The sequence below is a fragment of the Streptomyces sp. SD31 genome (assembly GCF_052068475.1).
Taxonomy (GTDB): domain Bacteria; phylum Actinomycetota; class Actinomycetes; order Streptomycetales; family Streptomycetaceae; genus Streptomyces.
In genome coordinates this window covers 220,109-237,476 of record NZ_JBQHCX010000002.1, presented here as the reverse complement: position 1 = coordinate 237,476, position 17,368 = coordinate 220,109, and the positions used below count along the sequence as shown (strand labels likewise).

16 protein-coding genes and 3 pseudogenes are annotated in these 17,368 nt (G+C 68.7%); 10 read left to right on the top strand and 9 right to left on the bottom strand.

Going from position 1 to position 17,368, the window contains the following annotated elements; all coding sequences use genetic code 11:
- The first annotated feature begins 76 nt into the window (after positions 1 to 76).
- A complete protein-coding gene (locus tag ACTMVF_RS05040; RefSeq protein ID WP_441269724.1) occupies positions 77 to 2,092 on the top strand; it encodes a glycosyltransferase family 2 protein in 2,016 nt (671 codons plus the stop codon).
- Entirely contained in the window at positions 2,089 to 4,026 is a 1,938-nt protein-coding gene (locus ACTMVF_RS05035; protein WP_441269723.1) for a galactose oxidase-like domain-containing protein, read from the top strand. The genes ACTMVF_RS05040 and ACTMVF_RS05035 overlap by 4 nt, the downstream gene beginning before the upstream one ends.
- A gap of 51 nt (positions 4,027 to 4,077) precedes the next feature.
- Here ACTMVF_RS05035 and ACTMVF_RS05030 read toward each other — a convergent pair whose 3' ends face one another.
- Complete coding sequence (locus tag ACTMVF_RS05030; protein WP_441269722.1) at positions 4,078 to 5,109, bottom strand: glycoside hydrolase family 6 protein; 1,032 nt, start codon at positions 5,107 to 5,109, stop codon at positions 4,078 to 4,080.
- 147 nt (positions 5,110 to 5,256) lie between these two features.
- On the opposite strand from ACTMVF_RS05030, the gene ACTMVF_RS05025 reads away from it, so the two are divergent.
- Together ACTMVF_RS05025 and ACTMVF_RS05020 are read left to right on the top strand one after the other, a co-directional pair.
- Positions 5,257 to 5,469 carry a hypothetical protein gene (locus tag ACTMVF_RS05025; RefSeq protein WP_441269721.1) on the top strand — a complete coding sequence of 71 codons (213 nt, stop codon included), beginning with the start codon at positions 5,257 to 5,259 and terminating at the stop codon, positions 5,467 to 5,469.
- Between the two features lie 17 nt (positions 5,470 to 5,486).
- A pseudogene (locus tag ACTMVF_RS05020) lies at positions 5,487 to 5,708 on the top strand (transposase family protein); the annotation flags it as partial.
- A 125-nt stretch (positions 5,709 to 5,833) separates the two neighbouring features.
- On the opposite strand, the gene ACTMVF_RS05015 reads toward ACTMVF_RS05020, so the two are convergent.
- On the bottom strand, positions 5,834 to 6,211 hold the full coding sequence (locus ACTMVF_RS05015; RefSeq protein WP_441269720.1) for a winged helix-turn-helix transcriptional regulator: 378 nt from the start codon (positions 6,209 to 6,211) through the stop codon (positions 5,834 to 5,836).
- Positions 6,212 to 6,331: 120 nt separating this feature from the next.
- Between ACTMVF_RS05015 and ACTMVF_RS05010 the strand changes: the two genes are divergently transcribed.
- Entirely contained in the window at positions 6,332 to 7,207 is an 876-nt protein-coding gene (locus ACTMVF_RS05010; RefSeq protein ID WP_441269719.1) for an NAD(P)-dependent oxidoreductase, read from the top strand.
- On the opposite strand, the pseudogene ACTMVF_RS05005 reads toward ACTMVF_RS05010, so the two are convergent.
- Positions 7,191 to 8,049: pseudogene (locus ACTMVF_RS05005) on the bottom strand (IS5 family transposase). The gene ACTMVF_RS05010 and the pseudogene ACTMVF_RS05005 overlap by 17 nt on opposite strands.
- Before the next feature lie 91 nt (positions 8,050 to 8,140).
- On the opposite strand from ACTMVF_RS05005, the pseudogene ACTMVF_RS05000 reads away from it, so the two are divergent.
- A pseudogene (locus ACTMVF_RS05000) lies at positions 8,141 to 8,241 on the top strand (IS5/IS1182 family transposase); the annotation flags it as partial.
- 845 nt (positions 8,242 to 9,086) lie between these two features.
- Here ACTMVF_RS05000 and ACTMVF_RS04995 read toward each other — a convergent pair.
- Positions 9,087 to 9,596, bottom strand: coding sequence for a hypothetical protein (locus ACTMVF_RS04995; protein WP_441269718.1), 510 nt, complete (start codon positions 9,594 to 9,596; stop codon positions 9,087 to 9,089).
- 366 nt (positions 9,597 to 9,962) lie between these two features.
- Between ACTMVF_RS04995 and ACTMVF_RS04990 the strand changes: the two genes are divergently transcribed.
- A complete protein-coding gene (locus tag ACTMVF_RS04990; protein ID WP_441269717.1) occupies positions 9,963 to 10,712 on the top strand; it encodes a transposase in 750 nt (249 codons plus the stop codon).
- Between the two features lie 122 nt (positions 10,713 to 10,834).
- Complete coding sequence (locus tag ACTMVF_RS04985) at positions 10,835 to 10,969, top strand: hypothetical protein (protein WP_441269716.1); 135 nt, start codon at positions 10,835 to 10,837, stop codon at positions 10,967 to 10,969.
- A gap of 223 nt (positions 10,970 to 11,192) precedes the next feature.
- On the opposite strand, the gene ACTMVF_RS04980 is transcribed toward ACTMVF_RS04985, so the two are convergent.
- The 5 genes from ACTMVF_RS04980 to ACTMVF_RS04960 form a co-directional block, all read right to left on the bottom strand.
- Entirely contained in the window at positions 11,193 to 11,858 is a 666-nt protein-coding gene (locus ACTMVF_RS04980; protein WP_441269715.1) for a class F sortase, read from the bottom strand.
- Positions 11,859 to 11,860: 2 nt separating this feature from the next.
- Positions 11,861 to 12,391, bottom strand: a complete 531-nt coding sequence (locus tag ACTMVF_RS04975; RefSeq protein ID WP_441269714.1) for a hypothetical protein — start codon at positions 12,389 to 12,391, stop codon at positions 11,861 to 11,863.
- A 129-nt stretch (positions 12,392 to 12,520) separates the two neighbouring features.
- On the bottom strand, positions 12,521 to 13,300 hold the full coding sequence (locus tag ACTMVF_RS04970) for an HAD-IIA family hydrolase (RefSeq protein WP_441269713.1): 780 nt from the start codon (positions 13,298 to 13,300) through the stop codon (positions 12,521 to 12,523).
- 112 nt (positions 13,301 to 13,412) lie between these two features.
- Positions 13,413 to 14,276 (bottom strand): hypothetical protein, encoded by an 864-nt coding sequence (locus tag ACTMVF_RS04965; protein ID WP_441269712.1) that lies wholly within the window; start codon positions 14,274 to 14,276, stop codon positions 13,413 to 13,415.
- Positions 14,277 to 14,431: 155 nt separating this feature from the next.
- Positions 14,432 to 15,676 (bottom strand): ROK family transcriptional regulator, encoded by a 1,245-nt coding sequence (locus ACTMVF_RS04960; RefSeq protein WP_441269711.1) that lies wholly within the window; start codon positions 15,674 to 15,676, stop codon positions 14,432 to 14,434.
- Between the two features lie 48 nt (positions 15,677 to 15,724).
- On the opposite strand from ACTMVF_RS04960, the gene ACTMVF_RS04955 reads away from it, so the two are divergent.
- Positions 15,725 to 16,798: a Gfo/Idh/MocA family protein gene (locus ACTMVF_RS04955; protein ID WP_441269710.1), complete on the top strand. Its 1,074-nt coding sequence runs from the start codon at positions 15,725 to 15,727 to the stop codon at positions 16,796 to 16,798.
- A complete protein-coding gene (locus tag ACTMVF_RS04950; protein WP_441269709.1) occupies positions 16,795 to 17,313 on the top strand; it encodes a heme-degrading domain-containing protein in 519 nt (172 codons plus the stop codon). The genes ACTMVF_RS04955 and ACTMVF_RS04950 overlap by 4 nt, the downstream gene beginning before the upstream one ends.
- Positions 17,314 to 17,368: the final 55 nt, after the last annotated feature.

The following is a 17,368-nucleotide window of genomic DNA, read 5'->3' as shown; positions in this document are numbered from 1 at the left end:
GGAAGGTCGAGGGGGACCGGAGCAGTCGTAAAGGAACCGACAGACACGCGGTGACCTGCGTGTGGGGGGATGACTCATGACGTCGACGCCGACGGGCGCCCGGCAGAACTACGACCCGTCTCAGACAACTCAGCTCAGGGTGCCTTCGCAGACTCGGACCGGCGCGTTCCGCCGGATCAAGAAGACGCTGCCGAAGTACGACTACGAGCACTACAGCCGACTGGCAGGTCCCCTCACCCAGCCCGACCCGAACAAGCCGTACCGGGTCCAGTACCGCTCGCTGATATCGCAGGAGCCGCACCGGATCAGGGTCGCCCTGATGCTGGCGGCCGCTCCGCTGCTCTCGCTGGTCCTGCTGTTCTGGCTGCTGCAGCCCGAGCACTGGACCGAACGCGACTATCCCGCCTACGACTTCCTGCCGGCGCTCGACGTCGTGATGCTCGTCTCGATCGGTCTGATCGAGTTCTTCCGCTGCATGAACGTGCTGTCCAACGCGCACGCCACGCTGGTCGCCCGCGACCCGATCCCGGTGGTGCCGGAGACCGGCACGAGAGTGGCCTTCCTGACCTCCTTCGTGCCCGGCAAGGAGCCGCTGGAGATGGTGACGAAGACCCTGGAGGCGGCCGTCAAGCTGCGTCACCGGGGTCTGATGCATGTCTGGCTGCTGGACGAGGGCGACGACCCGGAGGTCAAGGAGGTGTGCGCGCGGCTCGGCGTGCACCACTTCTCCCGCAAGGGCATCGCCAAGTGGAACCAGGCCAAGGGCCCGCACCGCGCCAAGACCAAGCACGGCAACTACAACGCCTGGCTCGACGCCCACGGCGACGACTACGACTTCTTCGCCTCGGTCGACACCGACCACGTGCCGCTGCCCAACTACCTGGAGCGGATGCTCGGCTTCTTCCGCGACCCGAACGTCGGCTTCGTCATCGGCCCGCAGGTCTACGGCAACTACGACAACTTCGTCACCAAGGCCGCCGAGTCGCAGCAGTTCCTCTTCCACGCCCTCATCCAGCGCGCCGGCAACAAGTACGGCTCCCCGATGTTCGTGGGTACGTCGAACGCCGTACGCATCAAGGCGCTCAAGCAGATCGGCGGCCTGTACGACTCGATCACCGAGGACATGGCGACCGGCTTCGAGATCCACCGCCACAAGAACCCGGCGACGGGCAAGAAGTGGCGGTCCGTGTACACGCCGGACGTGCTCGCCGTCGGTGAGGGCCCGAGCGCCTGGACCGACTTCTTCACCCAGCAGATGCGCTGGTCGCGAGGGACGTACGAGACGATCCTCAAGCAGTACTGGAAGGGCTGGTACTCGCTGCCGCCGAGCAAGCTCTTCAACTACACGATGATGATCATCTTCTACCCGATGTCGGCCCTCAACTGGATCCTGGCGGCGCTGAGCTGCGCGCTGTTCCTGGGCCTGGGCGCCTCGGGTGTGAACATCGACCCGACGATCTGGCTGATGCTCTACGGCAACGCCTCCGCGCTCCAGATCGGCCTGTACGTCTGGAACCGCCGTCACAACGTCTCGCCGCACGAGCCGGAGGGCTCCGGCGGCGTGGCCGGCATGGTGATGTCCGCGCTGTCGGCGCCGCTGTACGCGAAGGCGCTGATGGACTCCGCGCTGCGCCGCAAGAGCAAGTTCGTGGTGACCCCGAAGGGCGATTCGGCCAGCCCCGACCGGTGGTTCGGGACCTTCCGGTACCACTGGTACTTCATCGCGATCTTCGGCGCGTCCATCGCCGCCGGGTTCGTGTACGGGCACGCGCACCCCGCGATGATCACCTGGGCGACGTTCGCCATGCTGATCACCGCGACGCCGATCTTCGCCTGGCGGTACATGCTGCGTCAGGAGAAGAAGAAGCCCGCGGCGACCGTTCCGGCTCAGCCGGCGCCGGCCCAACCCACGCCGGCTCAGCCCGCCGTGTACCAGCCGGAGCCGCAACCGCTGCCCGCGCAGCACACTTCCCATGCCCCGCACGCGGCGCACGCGCCGCAGCACAAGCCGAGTTGGGCCGCTTCGGGCAGTAGTGGTAACGATCAGACGATGCAGATCGCCCTTGGTGGACTTGGGGGACGTAAGGAATGAACGACCGTGCAGGCCGCCGCCGCGCCCGTCGACTCGCGATAGGTACGGCGGTGGTACTCGCGCTGGCCGGAATGAACGGGCCGTGGCTGTACCGCGTCGGCACCGAGAAATACCACCAGTACCAAATCAACAAGCCCGAGTACAAAGCCGAGAACGGCAAGTGGGAGATCGTCGACTTCCCGGAGGAGTACCGCCAGAACACCATCCACGCGGCGCTCCTGCACACCGGCAAGGTGCTGCTGATCGCGGGCTCGGGCAACGATCAGGACAACTTCGACGCGAAGAAGTACGACACCCGGATCTGGGACCCGGTCAAGGGCACGATCAAGAAGGTCCCGACGCCGAACGACCTGTTCTGCACCGGCCACACCCAGCTGTCCAACGGCAACCTGCTGATCGCGGGCGGGACGAAGCGGTACGAGAAGCTCAAGGGTGACGTCACCAAGGCCGGCGGCCTGATGATCGTCCACAACGAGAACCCGGACAAGCCGATCACGCTGCCCGCGGGCACCAAGTTCACCGGCAAGGAGAACGGCAAGACCTTCGTCTCCAAGGACCCGGTGCTGGTGCCGCGCGCGAAGAAGGTCTTCGACAAGGCGACCGGCAAGTTCCTGCGCAACGACCCCGGTCTCGGCCGGATCTACGTCGAGGCGCAGAAGAAGGGCAGACAGTACGAGACCGGCACCCAGGACAACTACCGCGTCCAGGGGCTGTCCGGCGCCGACGCGCGCAACACGTACGGCATCGCGCAGAAGCTCGCCCTCGACAAGAAGGACTTCCAGGGCATCCGGGACGCCTACGAGTTCGACCCGGTGGCCGAGAAGTACATCAAGGTCGACCCGATGAAGGAGGCCCGCTGGTACCCGACGCTCACCACCCTGAGCGACGGCAAGATCCTCAGCGTCTCCGGCCTCGACGACATCGGCCAGCTGGTGCCCGGCAAGAACGAGGTGTACGACCCGAAGACCAAGAAGTGGACGTACACGCCGAAGGTGCGCCAGTTCCCGACGTACCCTGCGCTGTTCCCGCTGGAGAACGGCAAGATCTTCTACTCGGGTTCGAACGCGGGCTACGGTCCTGACGACGTGGGCCGAGACCCCGGCATCTGGGACGTCGACACCAACAAGTTCACCAAGCTGCCCGGGCTCAGCGACCCCAAGCTGCTGGAGACCTCGGGCACGGTGCTGCTGCCGCCGGCGCAGGACGAGAAGTACATGGTGATCGGCGGCGGTGGCGTCGGCGAGTCCAAGGAGTCCAGCGAGAAGACGCGGCTCATCGATCTGAAGGACGACGACCCGAAGTTCGTGGACGGGCCGTCGCTGGAGAAGGGCACGCGGTATCCGCAGGCGTCGGTGCTGCCCGACGACACCGTGCTGGTGTCGGGCGGTTCCGAGGACTACCGGGGGCGCGGCGACTCCAACATCCTCCAGGCGCGGATCTACCACCCGGACACGAACACCCTCGACCAGGTCGCCGACCCGCTGGTGGGCCGCAACTACCACTCGGGGTCGATCCTGCTGCCCGACGGCCGCGTGATGTTCTTCGGCTCGGACTCGCTGTACGCCGACGCGGCCAACACCAAGCCGGGCAAGTTCGAGCAGCGGATCGAGATCTACACGCCGCCGTATCTGTACCGGGACGCGCAGCCGTCGCTGTCGGGCGGGCCGCAGACCATCCAGCGCGGCGGGACGGGCACGTTCACCTCGCAGCACGCCTCGTCCATCCAGAACGTACGGCTGATCCGGCCGAGCGCGTCGACGCACGTCACGGACGTGGATCAGCGGTCGGTGGCGCTGGACTTCAAGAAGTCCGGGGACAAGATCACGGTGACCGTGCCGAAGAACCGGAACCTGGTTCCGTCGGGGTGGTACATGGTGTTCGTGACGGATGATCAGGGGACGCCGTCGAAGGCGCAGTGGGTTCGGGTGCCGTAGCGCTCCCGCGGCTTCGCAGCCCCGCGCCCCTTCGGGGGCGCGGGGCTGCCGTTACTCAGAGGCTTTCGCGAGGCTCAGGGCGTACTCCGCCCACCACTCGCCCGCCTTCGGGCCGCCCTTGCACTCGCCGTCCGACTCGCCCGGGCGCTTGACCCACACGTACGCGTCGACCAGCGGGTCCGCCGTCTTGGTCGTCGGTGTCTCCCCCAGCGCGCGGCCCGGCGGGTTGCACCAGCGCTCGTCCGGGTTGCCCCCGGTGTAGGGGCCGTTGCCGTTGCGGCTGGTGTCGATCACGAAGGGCTTGTTGCCCACCCTGGCGGAGAGTTCCTTGCCATACGCGATCGAGTCCTGGGTCGTGTAGAAGTTGGAGACGTTGACCGAGAAGCCGTCGGCCTGGTCGATGCCCGCCCGCTTCAGGGGCTCGAAGATCTGGTCGGGGTGGCCCCAGCCGGCGTTGCCCGCGTCCAGGTAGACCTTGGTGTTCTTCAGCGCCTTGAGCTTGGCGACGGCGCCGCTGAGGAGGTCGTAGCGCTCCTCGTGGTACTCCTGCGCCGTGCAGTTGTCGACCATGTGCAGCACCGCGTCCGGCTCCAGGATCACCGTCGCCGCACGGTCGCCGATGCCCTTGGCGACGCTGTCGACGAACGCCCGGTAGGCGTTGCCGTCGGCGGCGCCGCCCTCCGAGAACTGGCCGCAGTCGCGGTGCGGGATGTTGTAGAGGACCAGCAGCGCCGTACGGTCCGCCTTGTCGGCGGCCTCGGTGAAGCCGCGCGCCTGCTCTTCCGGGCTCTCCGGGCTGATCCACTCGCCCGTCGGCTGTTCCGCTATCTTGCGGATCTGCTCGGCGTCCTCCTTCTTGCCGGCCTTCTCGAAGGCCGTCAGTTGCTCTGCCGCGTTGCCGTCCGGGTTCACCCAGAACGGATCGGTCTCCTTGGGCTGTTGGCTGATCCCGGCGCCGGCCTTGTCCTCCGGCTCGTCGCCGTCCCCGGAGGACGAACAGCCCGCGATCAGCAGTGCCGCCCCCAGCACCACCGCGGACGTCCGCGCGCGAGCGACCCTCCAGGCCCCCCTCTTCAGGTACATCCAGCTCCCCCTCGGGTGCACTGTTCCAAGTCTCAATCCTGACATACCTGTCGTGGGGCACACGAGGTCGCCGAGCCTTGTCGGGGAGCTGTTACAGCCACGGTTCGGGGAGCAGTTACAGCCGCTGCGGCGGCTCCGATGAGCGGGGTGGGGCGCGTCACCGAGCGGGCACTCGTCCACGACATCGCCGCCACCTATGCGGTCCCCCTGCACCGTCGGCGACAACTCCTCGGCGCCCTCAACGTCTTCGTCCCCGGCCTCCCCGCCGAGGGCGACGACGGTACGGCGCTGCGGCTGGCCCGGATCGTCGCCGACTGCGCGGCCCTCGGACTGCGGAACAACACGTCGTACGTCCAATGAGCGTTTTCAGGGTGGCCACCGATGGGATGACGGCGGCGAGAGCGCATCGCACGAGGCACCCCTGCGAACGCCAAGGTGTCCCCGTCCTGGCCGACCGCGCCTACCAGGGCGCCGGCCCCTGGGTCACCACCGGGCGCAGACGACCGCCCGGCGGGCAGCTTTCCCCAACACAGCAGACGGTCAACCGGGCACTGGCCACATCCCGGGCACCAGTCGAACGGGGCATGGCACTGCTGAAGAGGTCGCGCGGATAGGTGTGATGGAGGACCCCGGGAGTAGGACAGGCTCAAGGCTTAGCGATCACGGAGTTGCGACGCTCTGTGATCACCGGGAGACCTGTATCCACGATCAGGCTCATCCGCTTCTATCGCCGAGCTGTCGCGGCAACGTCGTCGGAGACTTTTTCGGCGCCGATCCGCCGCATGCGTTCGGTGCCCCATTCTCCCAAGGAGGCCAGGGCCGCGTTGAGTGTGACGCCGTGCTCCGTCAAGGAGTACTCGACCTTCGGTGGCACCTCGCGGTACACCTCACGATGCACGAGCCCGTCTTCTTCCATCTCCCGCAGATGCTGAATCAGCATCTTCTCGCTGACACCAGGCAGACCGCGTCGAAGCTCGGCGAACCGGCGGGTCCCGTGGTGGTGGAGCTCCCAGAGGATGAGCGACTTCCACTTGCCGGCGACTACGTCCATCGCCGCATCGATGCCACAGAAGTAGGGACCACGTCGCGCTGCAGTTGCCATCCGCCCTCCAAGAGGCACTTACTCACGGGTGAGTACCCGACTAATTAGTCCGTACTGGTCAACTTTACTGGCTGCGGGGAGGATCGAGCCGAAGGACAAACATGAGGGGGAGCGCCAAAAATGACGACTGACAACAGCGTCCAGGTGAGTGTTCTCGGGCTGGGGGCTATGGGCAGCGCTCTCGCGAGTGCCCTGGTGAAGGCCGGATACGCGACCACATGCTGGAACCGCTCACCGGGGAAGGCGGACGACCTCGTTGCGCAGGGCGCCAAGGCCGCCGACACGGCCGGCGACGCGGTCCGGGCCAGCCGAGTGGTGATCGCATGCCTGCTGGACCACGCCTCGGTCCATGAGGTGCTTGATCCGCTCTCCGATGAGCTGGCCGGACGAACCCTGATCAACGTGACGACGACGTCACCCGCTCAGTCACGGGAGTTGGCGGATTGGGCCGCCCAAGCCGGAGTCGCGTATCTGGACGGCGGCATCATGGCCGTACCGCACATGATCGGCCAGCCTGGGGCATCGATCCTCTACAGCGGATCGGCCGATGTTTTCAATCAATACAGGCCGCTGCTCGACCTGTGGGGAACCAGTACCTACTTCGGTGAGGATGCCGGGCTGGCGTCCCTCTACGACCTCGCCCTACTCGCGGGCATGTACGTCATGTTCGCCGGATTCATGCACGGCGCCGCCATGGTCGCCCCGGCCGGAGTGACGGCGGGCGAGTTCGCTGCTCAGGCCACACCTTGGCTGACCGCGATGACCGGCGCTTTCCAAGATTTCGCCGCAGTCATCGACGGCGGGGACTACACCGTCGAAGGGCAACAGAGCCTCCAGTTCTCCAACCTCAGTGACCTCCTGGCCGCCAGTGCCGACCAGGGCATCAGCACCGAGGTAGTCACCATGGTCCAGCGGCTCGTCCAACGTCAGATTGATGCAGGCCATGGAGAGGAAGGCTTCGCCCGAATCATCGAGAGCATCAAGCAACCGGGCTAAGAACTCGCGCGGAAGGGCGTGGGCATGGTCGCCTGATGGACCGGTCGTGCCAGCGGTGCGTGGTCCAGGCGCGGCGGATGAGGCTGCGTAGGGTGATGATGGCATCGGCGCAGTCGAAGAAGGCGTTGATGACGCTGGTGCGGCGTTCATAGCAGCGTGCAAGGCGGTGGAAGGCGTTCTGCCAGGCGTGCGTGCGCTCTACGTGCCAACGCTGGGTGGCCTGAACGGGTGCCCTCTCGCCTCTGTGTGCGATCTGACCGCGTAGTCCGCGTTCGCTGAGGGTGGTGCGGGTCCTGGCTGAGTCGTAGCCGGCATCCAGGTGCACGGTGATGTCGTCGGGCAGTGGGGGCCAGCAGCGGAGAGTCGTGGCAGTTCGCCCCGGCCAGGAGGCGGCCCAACGGGATTCCGTATCTATCCGTCGGTCATACCTGAGCGTTTGGGGCCCTGTTTACCCCGGTCGACCGGCGAGCGCCCGGCGGCTTCTCCGCCTCCGGGCGCCTTGGTGATCGCCCCGTCGATGGCGATCTGGTCCAGGGCGAGGCCGACGATGCGGTCGTACGCCTCCAGGGCGATGTGCCGGAGCTGCGTGAAGACGCCCAGGCGGATCCACTCGTCACGGCGGCCTCGGATCGTAGTGGCCGAGCAAGTGGTGTCTGCTATGGCCTCGTAGGAGCAGCCGAAGCGCAGGAGCTGCAGCAGCTTGTCGAAGACGATCCGGTCTCGCTGATCCGCGGGCGGTGGTAGCCCAGCGGATGGGCCGGATCGTAGACCGTGCGCTGCGGCAGTAGTGCCGCGAATTGCTCCCACAGGGGATCGATCAGCCATGATCGCAGTGCAGGCACAGGTCTCCTGGTGATCACAGAGCGTTGCAGCTCATGATCACCCGGCTCTATGCCTGTTCTGCTCCCGGGGCGTTCTATCCCGCCTATCCGCGCGAGCTCTAAGTCCTGGCGAATCTTCCGAAGGCCCCGGATCAGCCCCAACCGCATGACGTCAATCGCCAAGGCCGCACTCACCTGGAGAGGCAACGCTGAAAATGCTCAGTGGACGAAGAGGCCGCCAACCGGGCAGTGACGCCGGTTACCACTTGGTGGGCTCCGGTCCAGGACGCTGCAACCGCCCGCCGAGCAGCACCGCGCAGGCCCCGACGCTCAGCAGCCCGCCGGCCAGGAAGGTGTCCCGCACGTCGGCCCACGGCAGAATCAGTCCCCCGAGCGCGGCGCCCGCCGCGATTCACCTGCCGGAACGGCGATCGTTCGCGAGGCGGTGACGGTCGCGTGGAACTCCTTGAGCACGTACAGGCGACGGCCCGATAGGGCAGCAACGGGACCACGTGCTCCCCTAGAGCGCTCACTGGAGGTTTTCACGCGATTCCCGTGCACTCTACTTCGAAGTCAGTGCCGGTGCCGCCAGGGAATATGCAACAGATGACTGTACCCTCCGGTGTGCCCACGACTTGGCAGTCTGCTTGTGGGTGGCTCACGCCATCTTCTTTGACTTTCCGCGCCTTAGTGGACTTCCGAATACTGGATGCGGCGCGAGACAAGGAAGTTTGAAGCTCTGAGCACAAGCTCAGAAGGAAGCTCAGATCCTGAGAAACTTCCTCGGGGGGCTTGAACTTGACCATGACGAGAGGGTGCTCGTGATCTTGGCATCTAAGGTTCTTCAAGTGCGTGAACGACGCCACCAAGTCTGTAGGTAGAGAAAGCCACCTCGGCTAGAGTCCGCCGTGCGGAAGGCGTTGCAGCCAACCAGCGCGTCACTTGGGAGGTTCCAGCCTAGTTCGGACCCACCGGTGATGCATCCCGGACCGACTGCGCCGGTCACGTTCGCTGGACGAGAATGATGGATTCTCTCTCACCCTCTTCCGCGCAGGAGCTTACTCCTGGCAGCAAGAGCACCCTGCGTATTCATCGCCCTCGTACGTGATGCCACGCCCCAGTAGCTCGTCGCATTTTGGGCAGATCGCCAAGAGGGTGGTGTTCACTTGGAGGAGTTTTGAGTTTTTTAGCCCAAATACAGACCTCACGGCGTCAGGGCCATGTTGGCGAATTCCCTGTTGCAGAAATTCAAAACCTCCATATGTGTGTCCGCAGACGCACTCAATGCGACTGCACCGGAAGGTGCCCACATCGACGCCCAACTCGGACTTGATCCGTTCCTTCTCGTCGTCCGACACCACCCGGAGCCCCGCAGATTTGATCCGCTCAGGCGTCCAGTACCAGAGCTTGAACGCTTCGGCTTGACTTTTCGTCAGGTAGAACGAAGCGGTCCTGCCGTTTTTGATGGCGTCCTTGACGATCCCTAGGATGGTGGAATCGTCCGCCGAGATCGTCACCTTGCCGCTGCCTGCGGCGGCGTCGATGTGGGTCAACAGTGACTTGTCCACGGTTTCCTCCCGAGGCGCTCAACTTACTAGCCTTTGGAGGGGTGTCCCCCGGGTTCCTTCCTCATGATCGAGGCAGGATGTTGTTGCACTCTGATGGCGCAAGTTCATGGCTGGAGGTCAGCGCTGATCACGTTGTACGACACGCTTTGTTAGAGGTGTTCGCGAGGCGTTCGGCTATGGCGTTTCCGTAACGCCGTTCCGCGACGCCCGCCGCTGACGGCAGGCCCGCACCCGGCAACGGTCCGAGCAGTGAGCGTTTTCAGGGTGGCCACCGATGGGGTGACGGCGGCGAGAGCGCAACGCATGAGGCACCCGTGCCGTTGAGGGAGGTGTTCGAAGTCTCAACTCATCAGCGCAGGTGCCTCGTTGGTCTCCTATCCTGCCGCACTCGACCTGCCTCATGCGCTGGTCGAGTGGGTCACCATGCTCATCGTCACCCGCGAGGGTGACCGCCGCTGCAAGCTCCCGCCGCACCAACGCGCGCTCGTCGCTCTGGTGTACTTGCGAAAGCACGACACCCTGGCCCAGATAGCCGCCGGCTTCGACATCTCGGTCGGCACCGCGCACGCCTACACCACCGCGGTGATCGGCCTCCTGGCCGCCCGGGCGCCGGGCCTGCTCAAGGTCCTGCGCGAGCACGACCCGCAGTACGTACTGCTCGACGGGACACTCGCCGAGTGCGACCGGGTGGGTGACGGCCGGGCCGACTACTCGCACAAGCACCGTCGCCACGGCGTGAACGTACAGGTCGTGACCGACCCGACCGGGCAGGTGCTGTGGATCTCGCCGGCCTTGCCGGGCCGGTGCCACGACCTGACCGCGGCCCGCACTCACCGGATCATCCGGATCTGCGAACGCCAAGGTGTCCCCGCCCTGGCCGACCGCGCCTACCGGGGCGCCGGCCCCTGGGTCACCACCGGGCGCAGACGACCGCCCGGCGGGCAGTTTTCCCCAACACAGCAGACGGTCAACCGGGCACTGGCCACATCCCGGGCACCAGTCGAACGGGGCATGGCACTGCTGAAGTCCTGGCGAATCTTCCGAAGACCCCGGATCAGCCCCAACCGCATGACGTCAATCGCCAAGGCCGCACTCACCCTGGAGAGGCAACGTTGAAAATGCTCAATGCCGCACCGTCGCCGACCAGTTGCAGCGGGCGCTGTCGAGCAGGGTGCTCATCGAGCAGGCCAAGGGGATGCTCGCCGAGCGCTGGAACACCCCCGGCCGACCGCGCCTTCGTGGTGATGCGGCAGTACGCGCGCCGTCATCGGCTGCCCCTGGACCGGGTCGCGCAGGCGGTCATCGACCCGGTCGCGGACGACGCCGCGCTGCGCCGGGAGGCGGAAGGAGCGGACGGCGAGGGACGCGCGTAGTACGCCCTTCACCTTCCTCTGGGCCTCGCCCGTCATCCGTTCTACAGTCTTCTCCGGACCACCCCAGCCCCCGGTCGGACCAGTCCCCACTCCGGTCACACAACGCCTCCCGCGCCGGTCACCGGGTTACTCCCGCAGCCCGTGCGCGCGCGGTCGAGGACCGGCCCGGTCGGCGACTTCGGGGGAGCGGGTCGTCGACCGGGCCGGGTGCGCCCCGGGTCGCTCACAGCCCCGTGCCTGTGAGGTACGCCGAGACGATCACGTTCGCCGTGCAGCCGCGGGTCGCCCGGTCGAAGGTGCCGCCGCAGGTGATCAGGCGCAGTTCGGCCCGCCCGGAGCGGTGGGCGCCGTAGGACTGCCGGGCGTCGAAGCGGTCGCGAGCGACGACCTGGACGTCGTCCACGGTGAACTCGGCGAGTTTGCCGTCGTCGCGGAGCACCCGCACCGTCGCGCCCGGCTTCAGCGCGCTGATCCGGTGGAAGACGGCGGGCCGGGTGTCGGTGCCGGTATGCCCCACCAGCACCGCGGCCCCGGCGGCTCCCGGCTTCACCCCGGCCGCGTACCAGCCGACGGCGTCGGCCTGGTCGTAGGGCGGCGGATCGATGGCGCCCTGCCGGGCGAGTCCCCGGGCGACGACCGGTGCCTGCACACCGAGGTCCGGCAGGTCGAGGCGCTGCGGCAGCGCGTCCCCCAACGGCCGTGCGGCGGCCGGCAGTTCCAGCTGCGGTGGCCGTCCGACGGCCGCTACGTCGCCCGACACCGGCGCGGAGATGCCCTGCTGTACGTCGTCGGCCTCCCGCCCCCACAGCCACAGCCCGAGCAGCAGCACGACCCAGGCCACGCCCATGAGGAGGCGGCCGCCGTAGGCGGGGCGTTCGTGGTCGGCCATGGTCAGCGGGGCTCGCGTCTGCGGCGGGCGCTGCGCAGCGCCACGGCGATGGCGGCGACGCCCGCGAGGACCAGCCCGGTCACGGTGTGCGCCGTGCCGGGGCCGGCCGCGCGGGCGTCCACGGCGGCGGCGTGTGCGGTGCCACCGCCGCCGCCGGGGACGGGGGCCACGGGAGAGGCGGGGGCCGAGGACCGCGCCCCCTGCCGTACGACGGTGACGGCGCCCGTGCGGGAGGTGTCCCCGCAGGCGACCTTCACGTCGTACGTGCCCGCCGTGAGCGTGGAACGGATGCGGCTGTCGCCGACGAGGGTGCCGTCCGCTCCGGCGGTGAGGCGGGCGTCGGCGACGAACGCGGTGGAGGCGGCCGTAGCCGTCTTCTGCGCGCAGCCGCTCATCCGCAGCGCGATGTCGCCGCCGGGGCGGGGGGACGACGGACTGACCGAGACACCCCCGTCCGCCGCGTAGGCCGCCGGAGTGACGGCGACCGCGCCCAGGGCGGCGATCGCACAGAGAGTGACCCGCAGTGATCCCATCGTGAACCTCCAGATACCTGGAGACTCCCCCCGGGGCACCTGCCCCGCATCCTCAGTGGGGCCTTTACTGCTCCGTACGGGTCGTGTTCCGGGCCGGCCGCCACGCGGCGGAGCCGCTATCGGCCGCAGTCAGATCCGGTCGACGAGGTCCGCGATCGAGTCCACGACCTTGGACGGCCGGTACGGGAAGTTCTCGATCTGCGCGGGCCGGGTCAGGCCGGTGAGCACCAGGAACGTCTGCATTCCGGCCTCCATGCCGGCCAGCACGTCGGTGTCCATACGGTCGCCGATCATGGCGCTGGTCTCGGAGTGGGCGCCGATGGCGTTCAGGCCGGTGCGCATCATCAGCGGGTTCGGCTTGCCCGCGAAGTACGGGCTCTTGCCGGTCGCCTTGGTGATCAGCGCGGCCACCGCACCGGTCGCCGGGAGCGGGCCCTCGGTGGAGGGGCCGGTCTCGTCGGGGTTGGTGCAGATGAAACGGGCGCCGTCGTTGATCAGGCGGACCGCCTTGGTCATGGCCTCGAAGGAGTAGGTGCGGGTCTCACCGAGGACGACGTAGTCCGGCTCGTGGTCGGTGAGGATGTAGCCGATGTCGTGCAGCGCGGTGGTCAGGCCCGCCTCGCCGATGACGTACGCCGAGCCACTGGGGCGCTGGTCGTCGAGGAACTGGGCGGTGGCCAGCGCTGAGGTCCAGATGTTCTCGATCGGCACTTCCAGGCCCATGCGCTTCAGCCGGGCGTGCAGGTCGCGCGGGGTGTACATCGAGTTGTTGGTGAGGACGAGGAAGGGCTTGCCGGACTCACGCAGCTTCTTGATGAAGGCGTCGGCGCCGGGGATCGGTACACCCTCGTGGATGAGCACACCGTCCATGTCGGTGAGCCATGACTCGATGGGCTTGCGGTCTGGCATGTTCGCGCTCTCCTGCCGTGCGTGCTGCGTGAGCCCCACCCTAAGCACAGGCCCGATCTTCAGGGAACGGTCAGTTTCCAGTGGCTTCCTACCGTTCATCGGGAAGTCCGGCTCAGCGGCGCCTCCGGGCGACCAGCAGCGCGGCGCCGGCCAGGAGCATGGCCACGGTGGCGGTGAGGGTGGCGCCGTTGGGCGACACGGGGCCGGTGCGGGCGAGTTCGTCGGCGAGGGTGAGCTGGTTGCGGGCGGTGCCGGGGGTGGCCGAGGGGCCCGGGGAGGCGGAGGCTGCGGGGTCGGCGGAGGCGTCCCGGCCTGCCGGGTCGGTCGCGTCGGCCGCATCGGTCGGGTCGGCCGGGTCGACCTGGTCGGCTTCGATGGTGAAGCGGTAGTCGTTGGACTGGCCGACCCAGTCGCCGTCGCGGTCGTGGCGCTGCACGACGGCCGCGTTGGCGATGACGTGGTTCGGTACGGCGTCCGAGGTGATGGCGAGGCGGACCTTCACGGAGACGGTCTTGCCCGGACCGACGGTGAATCCGGGGAAGCCGCGCGAGCCGCCGAAGGCGCCGACGAGTTCGTCCTCGTCGGTGGTCTCGAAGCGCACGGGGTGGGGGCGGGCGTCCTCCGGGCCGCTGTCTTGGCTGCCGTCCGGGGTGCCGTCCGGGGTGCCGTAGAACTCCAGGCGGGGCTGGGACGGCTTGAGGGCACGCTTGCCGTCGACGAGGACGACGACGGGGTGGATGCCGGTGCAGGTGCGGCCGGTGGTGTTGGTGAGGTCCAGGTACCAGGTGCCGAATCCGCCGCCGGCGGCGTAGGAGGCGGGGCCGCCGTGGAGGCGGGTGGTGAGGGGGAAGGCCCCGTCGTCGGTGGCGCAGCTGGGGAGCGCGGCGAGGGGTTCCGCGCGCACCGGGGGCGCTGCGGCGAGGAGGGCGGCTGCTGCGAGGCAGAAGGGAACGGGTGAGTGCAGTCGCATAAACACATGACCATGCCGGGTGGGGGCGGCTTCCGGAGGGCACCATTCCGTACGGCCCCGGCAAGTCCCCTCGATCAGCGCACGGTGAGCAGTACACGGCCATCAGCACCCGGCGATCAGGGCACGGCCATCACCACCCGGCGATCAGGGCCGGCGCCCCCTCACCCCTCCGCCCGCCCGAACAACGGCGCCAGCAGCAGCTGAGCCGCCCCCTCGGCGACCCCCCGCCCCCCGCTGGAGGCGACCCGCACCGGTACGGCGTCCCCGCCCGCGCGCCGGGCGCGTTCGTCGAGGACGGCGGCGACCCCGCGTACGAAGGTCTCGGGCGCGGCGGCGACGGTACGGCCGCCCAGCAGGACGAGGTCGACGTCGAGCAGGGCGACCAGGTTGCCGGCCGCGGTGCCGAGTACACGGGCCGCCTCCGCCGTCTCGCCCCGCGCCACGGCGGCCAGGCACAGCGCCTCGACGCAGCCACGGTTGCCGCACCCGCAGGGCGGCCCGTCCAGCTGGAGGACCTGGTGTCCGAACTCCCCGGCTCCCGTACGGGTGCCCCGGTGCACCGCTCCCCCGATGACGAGCCCGCCGCCGAGCCCCGCGCCGAAGTGCAGGTAGGCGAAGGACGCGAAGGCCCCGGCCGCTCCCCCGACCGCGAGCCCGAGGGCGGCGGCGTTGGTGTCCTTGTCGACCACGACCGGCAGGGAGAGGCGCTGCGCGAGCACGTCCCGCAGCGGGAAGCCGTTCCACTCCGGGAACCCGGTGACCCGGTGCAGCACACCGCGCCGATGGTCGAGCGGCCCGGGCAGCGCGACGCCGACACCCAGCACGGCACCAGGTCGACGGCCGCTCCCGCCGGACCCCTCCGGCCCGGCGGCCCCGGCGGCCCCGTCCGCCAACTCCTCCACCTCACGCACCGCCCGCTCGACGACCGTCTCCGCACCGGCCCCCAGATCCAGCGGGGCCCGGCGCTGAGCCACCACGGCACCGGTCAGATCACAGAGCACGGCCGTCAGCTCGTCCCGGTCCAGATGCAGTCCCACCGCATGCCCGGCCCCCGGCACCAGCCGCAGCACCGTACGCGGCTTGCCCCCCGTGGACGCCCGGCGCCCCGCCTCCGCCGCGAGCCCGTCCTCCCGCAGCCGGGCGGTGATCTTGCTGACCGCCTGCGGGGTGAGGCCGGTGCGCTCGGCGAGTTCGAGCCGGCTGATGCCCTCGGGGCCGGCCGTGCGCAGCAGGTCGAGCACGAGCGCGGCGTTGTGACTGCGCAGGGCGCCGAGCTGCATCGAATCGCGGCTCCGCCGCGCGGCGCCGTCGACAGCTCCGCCGCCCGTGGCCCCGCCCGTGCCGCCCTTCATGGCGCCCGCCACCCCACCGTCGGCACCGCCCTTCGTCCTGTTCACGACGCCCATTGTCCCCGGCGCTTGCACTTTGGCAACAGCGTTGCGAAAGTGGGCGGCATGAGTGCTACTCCCCTCCGCGTCGGCCTGGTCGGCTACGGCCTCGCAGGCTCCGTCTTCCACGCGCCGCTGATCGCCACCACCGAGGGGCTCGCCCTGGACACGGTGGTCACGTCGAACCCCGAACGGCAGAAGCAGGCCCGCACCGAGCACCCGGACGTCCGGGTCGTCACCACCCCCGACGAGCTGCTCGCCCGCGCCGCCGACCTCGACCTGGTCGTCATCGCGTCCCCGAACAAGACGCACGTCCCGCTCGCGACCGCCGCTCTGCAGGCGGGCCTCCCGGTCGTCGTGGACAAGCCGATCGCCGGCACGGCGGCCGAGGCGCGTGAGCTGGCGGCGCTGGCCGAGGGGCACGACCTGTTCCTCTCCGTCTTCCAGAACCGCCGCTGGGACAACGACTTCCTGACCCTGCGCCGGCTCCTGGCCGAAGGCGAGCTGGGCGACGTATGGCGCTTCGAGTCCCGCTTCGAGCGCTGGCGGCCGCAACTCAAGGGCGGCTGGCGGGAGTCCGGCGACCCGGCAGAGATCGGAGGTCTGCTGTACGACCTCGGCAGCCATGTCGTCGACCAGGCGCTGGTCCTCTTCGGCCCCGTCACGCAGGTCTACGCCGAGTCGGACCTCCGCCGCCCCGGCGCCGAGACGGACGACGACACCTTCATCGCCCTCACGCACGCGAGCGGCGTCCGCTCCCACCTCTACGCCTCCGCGACGACCGCCCAGCTGGGCCCCCGCTTCCGGGTGCTGGGCTCGAAGGCGGGCTATGTGAAGTACGGCCTGGACCCGCAGGAGGCGGCACTGCGGGAAGGGCAGCGCCCGGACACGGCTGCCGAGTGGGGCACGGAACCCGAGTCGATGTGGGGCCGAGTGGGCTCCGGCGACTCCCCCCTGACGGGCGGCGGCCGCGTCGAACCCACCCTCCCCGGCGACTACCCCGCCTACTATGCGGCCGTGGCAAAGGCTCTGCTGGACGGCGGCCCCAACCCGGTGACGGCCCTGGAAGCGGCCGCCGCCCTCGACGTACTGGAAGCGGCCCGCCGTTCGGCCCGTGACGGACTGGCGGTGACGCTGTGACGACGCACAAGACGCACAACCCGGAGATCACCCCGAAGTTCCACCCGGAGCTCACCCCGCCCCTGGAGGAGCTGGAGGCCCAGGAACGCCGTCTGGTCTTCCGGCAGTTCACCTACGACGACGCCTGGGCCCTCGGCTCCCTCCTGGTCGAGATGGCCCGCGAGCGCCAGGCCCCGGTCGCCATCGACATCCACCGCGCCGGCCAGCAGCTCTTCCACGCGGCCCTCCCCGGCTCCACCCCCGACAACGACGCGTGGATCGCCCGCAAACGCCGGGTGGTGGAGCGCTACGGCGCCTCGTCGTACGTCGTCGGCGCCCGCTTCCGGGCCAAGGGCACGACGTTCGAGGAGTCCTCCCGCCTGGACCCGGACACCTACGCGGCCCATGGGGGCTCGTTCCCGATCAACGTCGAGGGGGTCGGGGTCATCGGGTCGGTGACGGTGAGCGGGTTGCCGCAGCTGGAGGACCACAGGTTCGTGGCGGAGGCGCTGGAGGAGTTCCTGAGCAAGCAGTAAGGGCAACGCCCTTGTCTTGCGTCTCTCAGGGGCGCGGGGAACTGCGCGACAAGCC